The following is a 16860-nucleotide window of genomic DNA, read 5'->3' on the forward strand; positions in this document are numbered from 1 at the left end:
CGGCACGGACAGCGGTCCGCGCCACCCTTACCGAGAAAGGCTCACCACCATGGTCAACATCGCAGAGGTCACCGCTGCCCCCAGTCCCGACCTGCTCACCCCGGACAACTGCGCGGTGCTGTTCGTCGACCACCAGCCGCAGATGTTCTTCGGCACCGGCAGCGGCGACCGCACCGCCATCATCAACTCCACCGTGGGGCTGGCGAAGTCCGCGAAGGCGTTCGACGTGCCGGTCGTGCTGAGCACCGTGGCCGCCGAGACCTTCTCCGGCCCGCTCCTGCCGCAGCTGGCCGAGGTCTTCCCCGAGCAGCAAATCGTGGACCGCAGCACGATGAACGCCTGGGAGGACGAGAACTTCGTCGAGGCGGTCAAGGCGACCGGCCGTCAGAAGCTCGTCATCGCGGGTCTGTGGACCGAGGTCTGCGTCGTGCTGCCCGCGCTGTCCGCCATCGCCCAGGGCTACGAGGTCTACGTCGTCACCGACGCGTCCGGTGGTGTCAGTCCGCAGGCTCACGAGCACGCCGTCCAGCGCATGATCCAGGCCGGGGCCGTCCCGGTCACCTGGGTGCAGGTGCTGCTGGAGCTCCAGCGCGACTGGGCCCGGACAGAGACCTACGCGGCCGTGGGCGACGTGGTCAAGGCGCACGGCGGCACCTACGGCCTCGGGATGGTCTACGCGCAGGCCGTCATCGGCGCCCACGCCGCCGGCTGACCTACGTACCGGTAAGCGAACGTCAGGAACAGGTGGGAACGATGGACGCTGGACTGTTGGTTCTCCGGCTGGTGGTGGGACTGCTCATCGCCGGGCACGGGGTGCAGAAGGTGAGCTTCCGGCTCGGGGGCAACGGCCTCGCGGGCGGGACCGAGGAGTTCCGCCACGACGGGTTCCGCGGCGGTCGGCTGACCGCCGTCGTCGCGGGAGCCAGCCAGATCGGTTCCGGCCTGTTCCTGGCCGCCGGCCTGCTCACGCCCCTGGCCGCGATGGCCGCTATGGGCGTGATGACGGTCGCCGGCACCGTCAAGTGGCCCAAGGGGCTGTGGGTGCAGAACGACGGCTTCGAGTACCCCCTCGTCCTGGTCGTCGCCTCCGCCGCGGTGACTCTCACCGGGCCCGGGCGGTGGTCCGTGGACCACGCGCTGACCGTCACCCCCTGGCCGGTGTGGGTCTGCGTCGCCGCCATCGTCATGGGTCCGGCCAGTGGCCTGCTCACCCGCGGGGTGCTGCACCGCCCGACCCCCGCGGGCCGCGAGTCCCGGTAGAGGGCCACCGGTGGCCGGCCGTACCGACGCGGACCATGTCGGTGTGCCCAGAGGCGACGGCCACCGGTGGTCCGGTCCCGGCTCGACCACGACAACAGCCGCCTGACACACCGCGCCGCCTGCCGGAGTCGACGCGTCCGCACTCACCCCGCATGGACCAGCATGAGCCCCGTACCCCCCTCCCCGCCCCCACGGCCCTCCAGGTCGAGCTCAGCGTGGGCGCCGCTGGCGACACGTCTCTTCCGAGCCCTGTGGATCGCCCAGCTGGTCTCCAACATCGGCAGCTGGATGCAGATGATCGGGGCCCAGTGGCTGCTGATCGGGCACGACGCGGCACTGGTGACGCTGATCCAGACGGCCTCCAGTCTGCCCGTCGTGCTCCTGGCCCTGCCCTCGGGCGTGGTCGCCGACCGTTACGAGCGTCGGAGCGTGCTGCTGGCCGCGCAGTTCGCCATGCTCGCGGTCTCCGGCACGCTGACGGCGCTGGCGTTCGCCGGCGCTCTCACCCCGGTGCCGCTACTCCTCCTCACCTTCCTGCTGGGGTGCGGCACCGCGCTGATGGGCCCGGCCTGGCAGGCGATCCAGCCGGAGCTGGTGGAACGTCACCAGCTGGGCCAGGCCGCCGCGCTCGGCGGCGTGAACATGAACCTGGCCCGCGCCGTCGGGCCGGCCCTTGGCGGGGTGGTCGTGGCCGCGGCGGGCGCCGGGTGGGTCTTCGCCTTCAACACGGCCTCCTACCTCGGCATCGCCGCCGTCCTGCTGCTCTGGCGACACCCCCGGACGGTCACCGCCGCGACAGGCAACGAGAAACTGCTGACCGCCCTCGACGCGGGTCGCCGCTACGTGTGGTACGCACCGGGCGTCCGCCGGGTCCTGCTGCGTGTGGCCCTGTTCATCCCCGGTGGCGCCGCCCTGTGGGCGCTGCTGCCGCTCGTCGCGAGCCGCTCCCTGCACCTGGGCTCCGGCGGCTATGGACTGCTCCTGGGCGCCGTCGGCGCCGGAGCGGTCGCGGGCGCGTTCGTCATGCCCCACAGCAACCGGGTACTCGGGGCCAACGGCACCCTGGCCAGCGGGGCCCTGGTCTTCGCGGGTGTCCTGGTGGTCCTGGTCACCGTACGGAACACCTGGCTGGTGGCGGTGGTGCTGCTGTTCGCGGGGGTCGCGTGGATCGGTGTCCTGTCCACCCTCAACACGGCCATGCAGACGCGGCTCCCCGGCTGGGTCAGGGCCCGCGGTCTCGCCGTCTACCTCCTCGTCTTCCAGGGTGGCCAGGGGCTGGCGGCACCGCTGTGGGGCGCCCTCGCCGACCGGCTGGGACTCGCCGTCCCACTGCTGGCCGGCAGTGGGCTGCTGCTGATCAGCGCCCTCAGCCTGCGTCGCTGGCCGCTGCACGGAGCGGAGGGGGTCGATCCCTCTCCTTCCGAGCACTGGCCGGTGCCCCCTCTGGTCTTCGAACCGGGACCGACCACCGGTCCCGTGCTCGTCACCGTCTCCTACCGCGTCGCCCCGGGAAACGTGACCGCCTTCAGCGAGCGCATGCGGCACGTCGCCCGTTCCCGACGGCGCACCGGAGCCCTCACCTGGGGCCTGTACCAGGACGGCCAGGACGGCGGGCACTTCATCGAGAGCTACCTCGTCGCCTCCTGGGCCGAGCATCTCGCCCAGCACAGTGACCGGCTCACCGTCACCGACCGCCGGCACGAGGAGCGGGCACGCCGCCTCCTCGTCCCCGGCACCCCGCCGGACGTCACTCACGCCTTCGACACGTCCTCGGGCCCGGTCGTTCCGGAAGACACGGTCACGTGATGCCGGGCCCGGGGCGCCGGGGTGGCGTGGGGGGCCATGATGAGCGGACAACGAACCAGCTGGTGAGAGGAGACGACGCCCGGTGAGCGACGTCGGAACAGAGCCGAGCGAGCGACACGGCGGAGTACCGGTCGAAGGCGGACGCAGCACGAGAGCCCCGCACATCGACGTACTCGCCCCACGCGACGTCCCCCTCGGCGGCCCGCGGGCGATGCGGGTACGGCGCACACTGCCGCAGCGCGCCCGGACCCTGATCGGCGCCTGGTGCTTCGCCGACCACTACGGCCCCGACGATGTCGCCGACACGGGCGGCATGGATGTCGCCCCGCACCCGCACACCGGGCTGCAGACCGTGAGCTGGCTGTTCAGCGGCGAGATCGAGCACCGGGACAGCCTCGGCAGCCACGCGCTCGTACGACCGGGTGAGCTGAACCTCATGACGGGCGGGTACGGCATCAGTCACTCGGAGGTCTCGACCGCGCGCGGCACGATCCTGCACGGCGTGCAGCTGTGGGTGGCGCTGCCCGAACGACACCGCCACACCGAACGCGACTTCCAGCACCACGTGCCCGAACCGGTGCGCGTCGCCGGGGCCGAGATCCGGGTGTTCCTGGGCTCCCTGGCCGGGGACGTGTCCCCCGTGCGGACCTTCACCCCCCTGCTCGGTGCCGAGATCGCCCTACGGCCCAGAGCGACCGTCACGCTCGCCGTCGAGCGCGGCTTCGAGCACGGCCTGCTCGTCGACACAGGACCGGTCCGCATGGCCGACACGCTCCTGCGACCCGCGGAGCTGGGGTACGCCGGCCCGGGAGATGACACCCTGACGTTGACCAACGCATCGGACGGCCCAGCTCGGGCCGTCCTGCTCGGCGGGGCACCGTTCGAGGAACGGATCGTCATGTGGTGGAACTTCATCGGCCGCAGCCACCAGGACATCGTGCGGGCCCGGGAGGACTGGCAGAACGCCTCCGACCGGTTCGGCACGGTCGAGGGCTACGACGGCGGCCGTCTCCCCGCCCCGGCCCTGCCGAACGCCGTCATCGCACCGCGCGCGAACCCACCGCGCCGCTGACCCGCACCCACCCGAAAGGACCCCGATGACCCAGCCTTCCGCCCCTCCCACCGTCGAGCGCGTGGACGACCGGCACCGGTACGTCATCCTCGTCGACGGACAACGCGTCGGTCTGACCGCCTACCGCGACCGCGGTGAGCAGCGGGTCTTCTTCCACACGGAGATCGACGACGCCTTCGCCGGCCAGGGCCTGGCCGCGCGACTGGTCCGGGAGGCACTCGACGACGTACGCGCGACGGGCAGGCGCGTCGTGCCGGTCTGCCCCTACGTGGCCACGTACCTGACCCGTCACGAGGAGTACGACGACATCACCGACCCGGTCACCCCGGAGGCCCTGCGATGGCTGGAGACGGAGTTGGAGTCACGACCGAGGCCCTCGGTGTGAGCGTCTTCCCGCGTCTCACTTGACGGCCCCACTGGTGGCTCCGGCGGCGACGTAGCGCTGAGCGACGCCGAGCAGCACGGCCGCCGGGGCGGACGCCAGGACCGCGGTGGCCATCACCGCGTTCCACCGGTTCGTGTGCGCACCGATGTACTGATAGATGCCCAGGGTGACTGGCCGCACCGTGTCCGTCGTGGTCAGCGTGAGGGCGAAGAGGAAGTCGCCCCAGGCGAAGAGAAAGGTGAAGACGCCGGCAGTGATCAACGAGTTCGCGCTGACCGGGAGCACCACGGAGCGGAACGCACGCCACCTGCCCGCACCGTCGATCCGCGCGGCCTCGATGATCTCCTTCGGGATGCTGTGCATGGACGGACGGAGGAGGAGGATCGCGAAGGGAACCCCCGCGGTCGAGTCGGCGAGGATCAGTCCGAGGTAGGAGTTCAGCAACCCCAGGTCGTTGTAGGCGCCGTAGAGCGCGTTCGCCACGACGATGCCTGGCACCATCTGGGTGACCAGGACGCCGAAGAGGACGAGGTTGGTACCTCGCACGGGGAAGTGGGCCAGCGCGTAGGCCGCCGGCGCGGCCAGGCCGAGGCTGAGTGCCACACTGCCGAGCGCCACCACCAGGCTGGTGACGAGGTTGGTGCCTTGACCGCGCAGCGCGGTGGCGTAACCGCTGAGGTCCGGGTGGAGGGGGAACCAGCCTCCCCGCAGGGTGTTCCCCGCCGGCTGCAGGGAGGCGTTCACCATCCAGTAGACGGGAAACAGCATCACCGCGAGCAGGAGGATCCCGATGATCGTGGACGGCCAGCCACGGCTCGGTGCCCGCTTCACGGACTCCTCCTCAGGTGTGCTGGGCGCGCCGGTGGGCGCGCAGGTAGACGAGGGCGAAAACGAGCGAGATGACGATGAGGACGTTGCTCATCGCAGCCCCGCGCCCGAAGTCGAACTGCTGGAAGGACAGGTCGTAGGACTGGGTGGCGAGGGTCTCGGTGGCGTCGGCCGGTCCTCCCCCCGTCACCACGAGGATGATGTCCAGCACCTTGAGCGTGTAGACCACACCCAGCACCAGCACGACGTTGACCACAGGGCGCAGGAGTGGCCAGGTGACGTAGCGGAACAAGGCCACCGGTCCCGCGCCGTCCAGCTTCGCCGCCTCGTACAGATGGGTCGGGATGTCCCGCAGTCCGCCGTACAGGATCGCGGTGTTGAAGGGGACACCCACCCAGATGTTGACAAGGATCACCGACACCAGCGCCTCGGAGGTGCCGGTGAGCCACGGGACGCCGGACGACAGGAGGTGGAGTCGGGTCAGTGCGTCGTTGACGACTCCCGTGTCGGTGTCGAGCATCCACTTCCACGTCGTGGCGGAGACGACCAGGGGCAACAGCCAGGGCAGCAGCAGGAGCGACCGCAGAACGCCACTGAGCGGAAAACAGCGCTGGAAGAAGAGGGCCAGGGCCAGGCCGAGCACGAACTGCCCGGTGATCGAGCCAGCCGTGAACAGGACCGTCGTCACCAGGGTCTGGGAGAACAGGTCCGACGACAGGATCGTCGCGTAGTTCCGCAGTCCCACGAACGGCGCGGCACCGGTGTAGAAGGTCGTGGTCGTGTACCGCTGGAAGCTCATCACGACGTTCTTGACGACCGGGTAACCGAAGAACAGCAGCAGGTACGCCCCGGCGGGCGCGATGAACATCCACCGCGTGAACGACTCCCACAGGCGTGCGCGGGCGGCACTCCGGCTGGTGCCGCCCACGCCCCTCTCAGGAACCGGTCGCGATCTGCTGGGCATGCCTCAGCGCCTCCCGCGGTGTCCGCTCGCCCGTCAGCGCCGACTGGATCGCGGTGTATATCCCGGTCGCCGCCCTGGGCCAGGTGACGCCGAGCTCGCCGGTCCGGGACCGGGCCTTTTCGACGCTTCTGACGAACGCCGCCATCGACGGGACCCGCTGGGCGTACCGGGCGGCCACCGCGGCGCGGGACGGCACGGTGAACCTCTGCTCGGCCTGCGCGAGCATGTTCGCGGGGTCGTTGAGACAGGCGACCACCTGCGCGGCCTTCCTCTGCTTCGCCATGGAAGTGTTCCGCGGGACGGTCCACACCTCGCCGCCGAGCGGCGTGACGGGGGTCTGCCCCGCCCGGGGAACGGGGACGGGGGCCACTCCCCAGTCCAGGCCCTCGGTCTCGTTCATGGCCGGGATCCGCCAGGGGCCGTTGAGCATCATGGCCGCCCTGCCGGCGACGAACTGGTCGTGGAGATCGGCCTGGTTCCAGTTCAGCACCGACCTTGACATCGAGCCGCTCTCGACCAGGTCGACCCACAGCTGGAGTGCCCGCGCGGCCTGCGGGGTGTCCAGATCTCGCTCGTCCCCGCCGTTGGACCACAGGAAGGGCAGGAACTGCCAGCTGCCCTCGAAGGTGGCGTTCGCGTCGACCGCCATGCCGTAGCGCCCCGGGCGGGTCAGCTTGGCCGCCGCCGCCCTGAGCTCCTCCCAGGTCCTCGGTACCGCGACACCGGCCTCGGAGAGCATGTCCTTGTTGTAGACGAGGGCGATCGTGCTGACGGTGGGCGCCAACCCGTACACCCTGCCCTCGTGCGTGCCGGCCGAGAGGATGCCTTCGGCGAAGCCGCTGGAGTCGATGCCGTACTGGTCCAGCGGGGTCAGCGCACCGGTCTGCGCGATCTGCCGCAGGTCCGGGTTGTCCAGCATCAACAGGTCGGGGAGGGTCCGCGACGACGCCTGCCGCAGGACCGTGGGGACGAGCGACGGACCGGGGACGCTGGAGTGCCTGACCTTGACGCCGACGGTCTCGCCGCACTCGCTGAGCCGCGCGCTCCACTGGGCGTGTTCGACTTCGTCGGTGTAGTAGTCGAGTGCGGTGATCGACGTGACCTCGCCCGTGCCGGAGCCGTCGTCGGTTCCGTCCCCGCATCCGCCCGCGGCCAGGGCCAGGGCGACGAGTGCGATGAGGGCGGTGAGCCGCCGCGCCGGCGGTCTGGCCGGAAAGATCATGGTGGCGCCTGTTCCCGAACGGCTTGCGTGAGCTGTGTGTCCGTCTCGGGAGCCGACAGGTGGCCGGGTCCCGGGACAACCCGGTCAGACTAAGCGCACGGGACGGGGCCCCCGCGCCCGGGTCGGTCACAGAGGGGACCGCGGCGGTGTCTGGCGGTGAACGGCACGCCCCGCGCCTGCCCGGGTGGCGGGTGCGCGGTGGCGCGGCCGGATACCGCGAGCCCGTCACGCTGGCTGGTGTCCGGCAGGCCGTGGCCAACCGGGCTCGCCGTGCGCGGGAGACCTCTCGACCGACGCACGGTGTCGTTTTGCGGGTGAAGTACCATGGCCCGCTGTGGCGCCACTCACCTGGTCCTCCGCGGTCCGCCTCCTCCCAGCCACGCACTCGGCCTCGTCTCCCGGATCGAAGCCGCCCACGTGGCAGTCGTCCGCGCGCACGAGGGGGGACCGGCTCGTGCGCCGTGCCACCCTCGCGGGCGGCCGAACACCTGTGATGCGCGCGACCGATGTTCCTCGGCAGGATCGCCGCTTCGGGGGAGGCAGTCTGCTACCGACGGGTGCGGTCACTCGGCGGCATGGAGTGGGCCCGGCTCCGACGGACGGTGCGGGTGGGAAAGGTGCATGAGTGGTGGGGTCGGGCGCATCGCTGACCCGTAGCGGTCTGCGCGGCCGGGAGAGAGAACTCGCGGAACTTCACGCACTGATCACCACGGTGCCCCGTACCGGAAGCGGCGGGTTGGCCCTGATCCAGGGGGAACCTGGCATCGGCAAGACCACGCTGCTCGCCGAGGCCGTCACCATGGCCAGGGCGGCGGGCTTCTCCGTCGGCCTCGGCAAGGCTGATGAGCTGCACCACATCGTTCCCCTCTCGTCGTTGGCCGCCTGCGTCCTGCACGGCGAGCGGCCGTTGCTGTCCGGCGATGCCTTCGCCGATCTCGCGCGGAATCAGGATCAGCGGATCTGGCTGGTGGAACGGCTGGCGGAGGCGATCGAAGCCAGGGCCGGCAGTGCGCCGCTGTTGATCGGTCTGGACGACGTGCAGTGGGCGGACCCGCTCAGTCGCTTCGTTCTGAGGCAGCTTCCGGCACGGCTGCGGACCTCGCCGGTGCTGTGGCTGCTGGCTGGGCGACCGGACCCCGCCGGCCCGGCGGAAGAGATCCTCGCGGCCACGCCCGAGGCGTTCCCGACGGTCACCGTGCCCCTGGGGCCGCTGTCCGGCGCCGCCATCCGTCAACTGGCTGACGACACCCTGGGGACCGTCGTCGACGAGCGGGTACGGGACCTGCTCGACGGGGCCGGCGGAAACCCGTTCCTCGCGGTCGAGATGCTCGCGGGACTGGGTAACGCCGATGCCCCGGGTGATCTCGTGCCCCCCAAGCTCGTGGTGGGGGTGCGCGGCAGGCTCAGATCGCTGCAACCCGGCACCCTGCGCTTCCTGCAGATGGGAGCCGTGCTCGGGCGCAGGTTCAGCCTCTACGACGCCGCCGCTCTGTGCGGCCAGCCGCCCGCCACGTTGCTCTCGGCGCTGGAAGAGGCGATGCGCGCCGGACTTCTGGACGACGACGGTGACGGTCTCGTCTTCCGGCATGATCTGCTGCGCCAAGCCGTCTACGTCGACATCACACCGTCGGCCCGGAAGGTCCTCCACCGGGAGGCCGCCAGCCGCCTTGTGGCCGCGGGCCGCCGGCCGATCGACGCGGTGCCGCACATCCTCAGGGGTGCCGAGCCCGGGGACGAGGAGTGCGTGACGCTGCTACGGCGAGCGGCTGAGGACGTGTTGCCGGTCACGCCGGGGCTGGCGGCCGACCTGATGACGCGTGCCCTGGAGCTGGTGCCGCCCGCCGCGCCGCTGCGGTTCGAGGTGGGTGAAGAGTTGATCCTCTACCTGACCCGGGCCGGCAGAAGTCGAGAAGCGCTGTCGACCGGCGACCGGCTGTTGGCCTGGCGACCCCCGCTGGACGTGCTCAGCCGGCTGCAGGCCGCCCTCGGCGGTGCGCTGTGGAACATGGATCTCGCCGAGGAACTGCGCCGCCGGACCGAAGCCGCCCTCGCCATCGAGGGCGCCGACCCAGAGGCCGCGGCGCGGCTGGCCGCCCTGCGGGCGCTGGCTCTGTCCCGGGGGCATGACCTGGTCGCGGCGCGTGAGGCCGGCGAGACCGCGCTACGGGCCGCCATCGCCATCGGTGACCGGGAGGCACATGTCCTGGCCCTGTCCGGGCTCGGTGAGATCGCGCAGAACGCGGGTGAGAACGCCGTCGCGCTGGAGCGCTTCGCCGGGCTCAGCACCATCGATTCCGCTTTCCTCCCCGAGGAGATCGTCGCGCACCTGCACATGGACGACTTCGCGTCCGGCGGGCGGCTGCTCCTACACGCCGCGGACAACGCCGGGACGACGCGTCAGGCGATGATGTCGTGGGCACAGGGCCAACACGATCTGGGGCTCGGCCGGCTCGACGACGCCGACGCCGACTTCGCCACCATGGAGCGCCTGGAGAACGACGTACAGGTCCCCGTCCAGCAGGTCAACGCTCGGGTGATCCGCTCCCGGATCGCCCTGCTGCGCGGCGACCGGGAAGCGGCGCGGGAGCACCTGGTCGCGGCGCGGCAGAGGCTGGAGGCCAAACCGAACCCGGGCAACACGGCCGCGGTGCGCTTCCTGGAAGCCGTCCACGCCGAGAGCGACGGGGACATCCGGCTTGCCGTCGACAAGCTCCGAGAGGTACAGGAGCAGGGTGCCTTCATGCGCTGGCGGCTGTTGCGCGACTGGGTCGAGTCCGCTGTACGCATGGCCCTGCGCGGAGCGGACCACGAACTCGCCGAGGACCTGGCCACGCAGGCGCGGACGCACGCCGCGCGTAACCCTGCCGTGCCGACCGCCACGGGCATCGCGGCGCAGGCCCTCGGGCTCGTCAGAAACGACCTCGCCCTGCTGGAGGAGTCCGTGGCGCTGCTCAGGGCGAGCCCGCGCCCCCTGGTCCAGGCCGCCGCCTACGCCGATCTCGGACAGGCACTCCTGGCGGCGGATCGCGGCAGCCAGGCGGTGGCCGCCCTGACACGGGCCCGGGGCATGTTCGCCGAGTCAGGCGCTCACGCCGCGGCGGCCCGCCTGCAACGTGACCTGGACGGGGCGGGGGCCGGCGGCGGCCGGGGGGTGGCCAAGCGGCGCCCCGTCCAGGGATGGCACGCCCTCACGGCCTCGGAGAGGAAGGTGGCGCGTCTGATCGCCGAGGGTCACACCAACCGGTCGGCCGCCGATCTGCTCTTCGTCTCCCCGCACACCGTCAACACCCACCTGACCTCCGCCTTCCGCAAGCTGGGGGTCAACTCCCGGGTCCAGCTCGCCCACCTGGTCATGGCCCTGCCCGACGCCGAGCGAACCGGTGAGTGATTGGTACGTTCACGCGATGCCTCTCCGTGCCCGGACCCACTTGGCTGGGTCGGCGAACCCACTAGGAGGGCGCCGCCATGCCATCTCTCTCCCCACCGCCCACCATCGTGCTCGTGCACGGGGCGTTCACCGACGCCTCGTCCTGGGCGGGGGTCAGCAGCCTCCTGCACGCCGCCGGTTCCACCGTGCGCGCCCCGGCGAACCCACTGCGCGGTCTGGCCCATGACGCCGCCGCCCTCATGAACGTGGTGCGCGCTCTCGACGAGCCCGTCGTACTGGTGGGCCATGGCTACGGCGGCGCGGTCATCACACACGCCGCCACCGACGCCGACAACGTCGTGGCGCTGTGTTACGTCGCGGCGTTCGGCCTCGACGCCGGCGAGTGCGTTCTGGACATCACGAGCCGATTTCCGCCCACGCCGGCGGCCGACGCGACGTGCACCGTCGACTCGCCGGCGCACCGTGTGGGCGGCCCGGACAGCGAGGTCCACATCAGCGAGGGACGGTTCCCCCAGGTGTACGCCGCCGATCTGCCGCTCCACGTGAGGAACGTGATGTCCGTGGCGCAGCGCCCGATCGCCCACCGCGCGCTGACCGGCAGATCCGGCCCGCCGGCATGGGCCTCCAAACCGTCCTGGTACGCCATCGCGACCGCCGACCGGATGCTCAGCCCCACCGCTCAGCGCTTCATGGCACAACGCATGGCGGCCACCGAACACGTGCTGGACGGCTCACACGCCGTCGTCCTGTCCCAGCCCGACGCCGTGGCCGCGATGATCCGGGAAGCCACGGCACAGGGCACCGGTCACGGCGGCGACGACCGGTCGCGACGGTCCATCTGAGGAGGACGGCGACCGGTCGGCGACCGGTCGCTCTGTCGAGCGAGCGGATGAGGTGCCCACGCCGCTCCGCGCGCTGCCCTGACCAGGGGCGGCGTTACGTCGCCGTGGGCGCCGTCGGCGGAGCCCTCGCCCGCGGGGCGAGCCCGCCCGCCGTTCCTGATCTAGCGGATTCACGCGATGTGCCGGCCCAAGCCGGCTGGCACGGTGTTCTGGAAGCACACCGGCTTGTCGCGATCGGGCCGTCCGGTGGGTCCGAAACGCCTGTCGATCAGGATGCCAAGGGAGACAGATGTCCATCGTCCTTTCCACCGCGTCGCTGTCCGCGGCCGACCGCGTAGAGCGCTGGCATGAGGCGGTGTCCCAGACCTTCATACCGCTCGATTTCAAAACCCTGGAGACGGAGCCGTCACCGGGACGCATCGTCACCTACCAGTGGGGTTCCACACAGGTGTCGAACGTCCAGGCCGGTTCACAGGAGGTGGTGCGCAGCAAGCGCCTGATAGCGCGGGACGGGAAGGAGTTCGTCATCCTCACCCTTCAGCGCCGGGGCAGCGCCGTCAAGGAACAGGACGGGAGAGAGTGCCACATACAGCCGGGAGAGTTCTCCGTTTCCGATTCGTCTCGCGTGTTCAGAAAGAAAGTGCACAGCGATTTCTGCTTCACCTCCTTTCAGTTCCCTCGTACGGAGCTTCGGGTGAGGGACGAGGACCTCCGGGCGCTGACCGCGAGGTCGTTCTCGGGCCAGGGCGGCAGCGCCGCTCTGGTGTCGACCTATTTCACGTCCATGGCGCGCGAAGCAGCGGGTTTCGACGCCTCCATCGGCCGTCAAGCTGTCGCCACCGGGCTTGACCTGCTGGCACTGTTCATCGACGAGCAGAGCGGTCGCTCCAGGCCCCAGGCACCCGACACGGCCGCGGCCATGATGGTGCGGGTGAAGGACCACGTTCTGCGCAATCTCTCCAACCCGGACCTGTCGCCCACCGCGATCGCCGCCGCCCACTTCATCTCGGTGCGCTACCTGCACAAGTTGTTCCAGTCGGAGGGGACCACCGCCGGGGAGTGGATCCGCACGCAGCGCCTGGAGCGGTGCCGGCGGGACCTTCTTCGGTCCCCGGCCCAGGGGCCCGGGGTGGCGGCCGTCGCTCGTCGCTGGGGTTTCCTGAGCCCCAGCCACTTCAGTCGTGTGTTCCGTGCCGCTTACGGCATATCGCCCCGCGAGTGGCAGCTGCACGGCCTGCCCGGCGAACGGCGCCCGGCTGAGTGAGGGTTGCTCGCCGCCAGGGGGGGCGGGGCCGTACGCGAGGCGTCTCGCCGGCGTCACCCGTGCGCGCCTGGTGGACCGGGCCGGGGGCGGTGAGCGCCCGCCCCCGGCCCGGCCGGACCTGTCCTCGTGGTGCGGTGAGACCCTCTCTTCGGTCCCCAGGGCGGACGGGTGGCCACGTCCGCGCTCAAGGCGGGGGGATGTGCACGCCCGGCGGCCCGGTTCGTCTCAGTCGAAGCGCAGGTCGGAAAGCTGCCGTTCGAGCGCGGTGACGTCGTCCAGCGGCGTCTCCCGGGCCGGTCGCGCGGCCATCAGGGCGGCCAGCTCGCCAGCCGCCCGCCGGACGCGGGAGGGCAGGCCCGCGGTGTACTCGTCGCCGCCGGTGCCCCAGTCCTCGGACGCCGCGTACACCGTGGTGGGGGCGACGGTGGCGCGCAGGTACGCGAAGAGCGGGCGCAGTGCGTGTTCGAGGACCAGGGAGTGGCGGGCCGTGCCGCCGGTGGCCGCGATGAGCACCGGCTTTCCGGTGAGGGCGTCCGGGTCGATCAGGTCGAAGAAGGACTTGAACAGCCCGCTGTAGGAGGCGGTGAAGACGGGGCTCACGGCGATCAGCCCGTCGGCGCGCGTCACCGCGTCGATGGCGGTGGCTAGTGGGGGCGGGGGAAACCCGGTCACGAGATGGTTGGCGACGGCAACGGCCAGCTCCCGCAGCTCGATGACCTCCGTCTCCACGTCGTGCCCCGCGGCAGCGAGACCGTCGCGGGCGGACCCGGCGAGACGGTCAGCGAGTAGACGGGTGGAGGAAGGGGAGCTCAGCCCCGCGGAGACGGCGACGAGTCTCATGCGGCGGCCACCTCCTGGACGACCCGCGACGACGGGTGGGTGGGAGCGTCCGGCACGTTGGCCGGGCGGCCGACCCTGAACTCCTCGCGCAGCACGGGCACCACCTCTTCGCCAAGGATGTCGAGCTGTTCCAGAACGGTCTTCAGGGGCAGCCCCGCGTGGTCCATCAGGAACAGCTGCCGCTGGTAGTCGCCGACGGTCTCACGGAACGCCAGCGTCCGCTCGATGACCTGCTGTGGCGAGCCCACGGTCAGCGGGGTCTGCTCGGTGAACTCCTCCAGCGACGGCCCGTGTCCGTAGACGGGCGCGTTGTCGAAGTAGGGGCGGAACTCCCGTACGGCGTCCTGGGAATTCTTCCGTATGAACGCCTGCCCGCCGAGACCCACGATGGCCTCGTCGGGCCGGCCGTGACCGTGGAAGGCGTACCGCCGCCGGTACAGCTGGATCATTCGCCTGGTGTGGTCGGCGGGCCAGAAGATGTTGTTGTGGAAGAAGCCGTCACCGTAGAAGGCCGCCTGTTCGGCGATCTCGGGTGAGCGTATGGAGCCGTGCCACACGAACGGCGGCACGCCGTCGAGCGGCCGGGGCGTGGACGTGAACCCCTGCAAGGGCGTACGGAACGTGCCCTCCCAGTCGACGACGTCCTCCCGCCACAGCCGGCGCAGCAGCGAGTAGTTCTCCTTGGCGAGGTTGATGCCCTGCCGGATGTCCTGCCCGAACCAGGGGTAGACGGGGCCGGTGTTGCCGCGGCCCATCATCAGGTCGACCCGGCCGTCGGCCAGGTGCTGGAGCATCGCGTAGTCCTCGGCGATCCGCACCGGGTCGTTGGTGGTGATCAGGGTCGTCGCGGTGGAGAGGATCAGCTTCTCGGTACGGGCGGCGATGTAGCCGAGCATGGTGGTCGGGGACGACGGCACGAACGGCGGGTTGTGGTGCTCGCCGGTCGCGAAGACGTCCAGGCCGACCTCCTCCGCCTTCAACGCGATGGCGACCATCGCCTTGATGCGTTCGTGTTCTGACGGGGTACGGCCGTTGGTCGGGTCGGGGGTCACGTCCCCGACCGAGAAAATTCCGAACTGCATGAGGACCTCTTCGTTCCAGCGGTAGGGGAGTTTCCAGAAATGTAGGCACCCGTGGAAAGGTCGCCATGCCCGTGCGTGCAGAGGAGCTTGCCCATCAGTGCCCTGCCTGGGCTCTGATGAAGGGGAGGGGCGCCGTTCCGCGGCCCGGCACGTGTGCGGCGCTGGGTGAGTGAGGCGAACCGCGAGCCCACAACGGGGCAGATCACGGGCGCGGGTACGGCGCGGGTTCAGCGCGGATACGCGAACCGCCCGACCGGCTCTCCGGACGGGCGGTTCCCCCTCACGCGTTCCCCGTGACGAGCTCGGCGATGAGACGGTCCAGGTCGATATGGCGTCCTTCCGCGCCCGTTGGTACGAGGAGTTCGGTCTGATCCAGGAATGCGCGAACCGCCGTGGTCGCGATGTCGAGCAGGGCATATCCCGCGGTGGATCTGACGATGACGCGCACCCAGTGCCGGTGGCCGCGACGCTGGGGTCTCACCAGCACGTCTCCTACGCCCACCGGGTTACCCAGCCCCTCCGACAGAAGGGCACGGGCGAACACCCAGTCGACCGTTCCGGTCGCCGTCCCTCCGAGGGAGAGGCACACCGCGTAGGGGTCCTTCCTGTGGTAGCGCAACCGTGCGGGCAACCCCGTGGGCGGATGGTCCGCGACGGCGACGTACACCGTTATCTCGTGGCTGATCTTGACGTCGTCAGCGGCAGAGGGAAAAGGTCTGTGCATGCGTGCCCCGCTTATGGGTTTCTCGGGAGGGGTTCTCTACGCGATGACCTGGATCGGGCGATGCGCGTGCCGTGCCGAGGAGCGCACCAGACAGTGCCTCGGGAAGAAGAGCGAGATGGGTGACTCCCCTACCCGTCGAATCGGCCCTTCCCTCTCCCCCGATCCGCATCGGCCTCTCCCTGTCGTACCGGGCTCGCGTCAGGGTGGGTCGCCGAACGCGCGGGAGCCGGGCCGCCTTCGAGGCGACCCGGCTCCCGTTCGGTTACTTCCCCAGGAAGGTGAGGAGCGCGACGTTGACCTCCTCCGCGTGGGTCCACAGCAGGCCGTGCGGGGCGCCCTCGATCTCCACGTAGTCGGCGGACGGGAGCACCTTGTGGAACGGCCGCGCCGTCCCCTCGATGGGCAGGATGCGGTCGCCCGTGCCGTGCAGGATCAGGGCGGGCACGTCGATGGCCGGGATGTCGGCGCGGAAGTCGGTGTACCAGGTCGACGGCGCGGCTGCCGCCGCGTAGAAGCCGCCACCCGCCGCGACGTTCCAACTGTTGCGGACGGCCTCTTCGCTGATGCGGGTGCCAAGGTTCTCGTCGAGGTTGTAGAAGTCCTTGTAGAAGGTGGTGTAGTAGGCGTAGCGGTCCGCCTTGACAGCCGCGACGACACCGTCGAAGAACTCCTTGGGGGCCACCCCGTCCGGGTTGTCGTCGCTCTTGAGCAGGCAGGGCTCCAGCGAGGCCAGGAAGGCGACCTTGGCGACCCTGGCGGAACCGTAGCGGGAGACGTATCGGGCGACCTCGCCGGTGCCCATCGAGAACCCGACGAGGACGGCGTCGGTCAGGTCGAGGGTCTCCATCACGGTGTGCAGGTCGGCCGCGAAGGTGTCGTAGTCGTATCCGGTCGTCGGCTGGCTGGACTGCCCGAAACCGCGGCGGTCGTACGTGACCACGCGGTAGCCGGCGTCGAGCAGCACGGCGCTCTGCCGCTCCCAGGAGTGCCCGTCGAGCGGGAAGCCGTGGATGAGGACGACCGGCTGCCCGGTTCCGTGGTCCTCGTAGTACAGGTCGATGTTGGTGGAGTTCTCTTGGCCCACGGTGATGTACGGCACGTCGTGCTTCCTCGCTTACGAGTCAGGGGGGTGAAGGGGACTCGCTCACGCTATGTCGGACATCGCGCCACCGGTTGTCGGGAA

15 protein-coding genes are annotated in these 16860 nt (G+C 70.6%); 8 read left to right on the plus strand and 7 right to left on the minus strand.

Annotated elements, in window-relative coordinates; genetic code table 11:
- The first annotated feature begins 49 nt into the window (after window positions 1-49).
- From ACFVFR_RS02990 to ACFVFR_RS03010, 5 genes are all read left to right on the plus strand, one after another.
- Window positions 50-712 carry a hydrolase gene (locus ACFVFR_RS02990; protein ID WP_383697513.1) on the plus strand — a complete coding sequence of 221 codons (663 nt, stop codon included), beginning with the start codon at window positions 50-52 and terminating at the stop codon, window positions 710-712.
- A 41-nt stretch (window positions 713-753) separates the two neighbouring features.
- Window positions 754-1260, plus strand: a complete 507-nt coding sequence (locus ACFVFR_RS02995; RefSeq protein ID WP_383697515.1) for a DoxX family protein — start codon at window positions 754-756, stop codon at window positions 1258-1260.
- A gap of 162 nt (window positions 1261-1422) precedes the next feature.
- On the plus strand, window positions 1423-3066 hold the full coding sequence (locus ACFVFR_RS03000; RefSeq protein WP_383697516.1) for an MFS transporter: 1644 nt from the start codon (window positions 1423-1425) through the stop codon (window positions 3064-3066).
- 82 nt (window positions 3067-3148) lie between these two features.
- The gene (locus tag ACFVFR_RS03005) at window positions 3149-4138 is read left to right on the plus strand and encodes a pirin family protein (RefSeq protein WP_383697517.1); all 990 of its coding nucleotides are present in this window, start codon (window positions 3149-3151) and stop codon (window positions 4136-4138) included.
- 25 nt (window positions 4139-4163) lie between these two features.
- Complete coding sequence (locus ACFVFR_RS03010) at window positions 4164-4523, plus strand: GNAT family N-acetyltransferase (protein ID WP_383697519.1); 360 nt, start codon at window positions 4164-4166, stop codon at window positions 4521-4523.
- Window positions 4524-4538: 15 nt separating this feature from the next.
- On the opposite strand, the gene ACFVFR_RS03015 is transcribed toward ACFVFR_RS03010, so the two are convergent.
- From ACFVFR_RS03015 to ACFVFR_RS03025, 3 genes are read right to left on the minus strand one after another with little or no spacing between them, the layout of a single operon-like run.
- Window positions 4539-5354 carry a carbohydrate ABC transporter permease gene (locus ACFVFR_RS03015; RefSeq protein ID WP_383697521.1) on the minus strand — a complete coding sequence of 272 codons (816 nt, stop codon included), beginning with the start codon at window positions 5352-5354 and terminating at the stop codon, window positions 4539-4541.
- 10 nt (window positions 5355-5364) lie between these two features.
- Window positions 5365-6315 (minus strand): carbohydrate ABC transporter permease, encoded by a 951-nt coding sequence (locus ACFVFR_RS03020; RefSeq protein WP_383697523.1) that lies wholly within the window; start codon window positions 6313-6315, stop codon window positions 5365-5367.
- Window positions 6287-7537 carry an ABC transporter substrate-binding protein gene (locus ACFVFR_RS03025; protein WP_383697524.1) on the minus strand — a complete coding sequence of 417 codons (1251 nt, stop codon included), beginning with the start codon at window positions 7535-7537 and terminating at the stop codon, window positions 6287-6289. The genes ACFVFR_RS03020 and ACFVFR_RS03025 overlap by 29 nt, the downstream gene beginning before the upstream one ends.
- A gap of 628 nt (window positions 7538-8165) precedes the next feature.
- On the opposite strand from ACFVFR_RS03025, the gene ACFVFR_RS03030 reads away from it, so the two are divergent.
- The 3 genes from ACFVFR_RS03030 (at window position 8166) to ACFVFR_RS03040 (ending at window position 13031) form a co-directional block, all read left to right on the plus strand.
- Window positions 8166-10925 carry an AAA family ATPase gene (locus tag ACFVFR_RS03030; RefSeq protein WP_383697526.1) on the plus strand — a complete coding sequence of 920 codons (2760 nt, stop codon included), beginning with the start codon at window positions 8166-8168 and terminating at the stop codon, window positions 10923-10925.
- 77 nt (window positions 10926-11002) lie between these two features.
- Window positions 11003-11767, plus strand: coding sequence for an alpha/beta fold hydrolase (locus tag ACFVFR_RS03035; RefSeq protein WP_383697528.1), 765 nt, complete (start codon window positions 11003-11005; stop codon window positions 11765-11767).
- 289 nt (window positions 11768-12056) lie between these two features.
- Complete coding sequence (locus ACFVFR_RS03040; RefSeq protein ID WP_383697530.1) at window positions 12057-13031, plus strand: helix-turn-helix domain-containing protein; 975 nt, start codon at window positions 12057-12059, stop codon at window positions 13029-13031.
- A gap of 225 nt (window positions 13032-13256) precedes the next feature.
- Here the strand turns inward: ACFVFR_RS03040 and ACFVFR_RS03045 are convergent, their stop codons facing one another.
- From ACFVFR_RS03045 to ACFVFR_RS03060, 4 genes are all read right to left on the minus strand, one after another.
- Complete coding sequence (locus tag ACFVFR_RS03045) at window positions 13257-13871, minus strand: FMN reductase (RefSeq protein ID WP_383697532.1); 615 nt, start codon at window positions 13869-13871, stop codon at window positions 13257-13259.
- Window positions 13868-14953 carry an LLM class flavin-dependent oxidoreductase gene (locus ACFVFR_RS03050; RefSeq protein ID WP_383697534.1) on the minus strand — a complete coding sequence of 362 codons (1086 nt, stop codon included), beginning with the start codon at window positions 14951-14953 and terminating at the stop codon, window positions 13868-13870. The genes ACFVFR_RS03045 and ACFVFR_RS03050 overlap by 4 nt, the downstream gene beginning before the upstream one ends.
- Window positions 14954-15233: 280 nt before the next feature.
- The gene (locus ACFVFR_RS03055) at window positions 15234-15677 is read right to left on the minus strand and encodes an SsgA family sporulation/cell division regulator (protein ID WP_383697536.1); all 444 of its coding nucleotides are present in this window, start codon (window positions 15675-15677) and stop codon (window positions 15234-15236) included.
- A 262-nt stretch (window positions 15678-15939) separates the two neighbouring features.
- The gene (locus ACFVFR_RS03060) at window positions 15940-16776 is read right to left on the minus strand and encodes an alpha/beta fold hydrolase (RefSeq protein ID WP_383697538.1); all 837 of its coding nucleotides are present in this window, start codon (window positions 16774-16776) and stop codon (window positions 15940-15942) included.
- Window positions 16777-16860 lie beyond the last annotated feature (84 nt).

It is taken from the genome of Streptomyces sp. NPDC057702 (assembly GCF_042799315.1).
Taxonomy (GTDB): Bacteria; Actinomycetota; Actinomycetes; order Streptomycetales; family Streptomycetaceae; genus Streptomyces.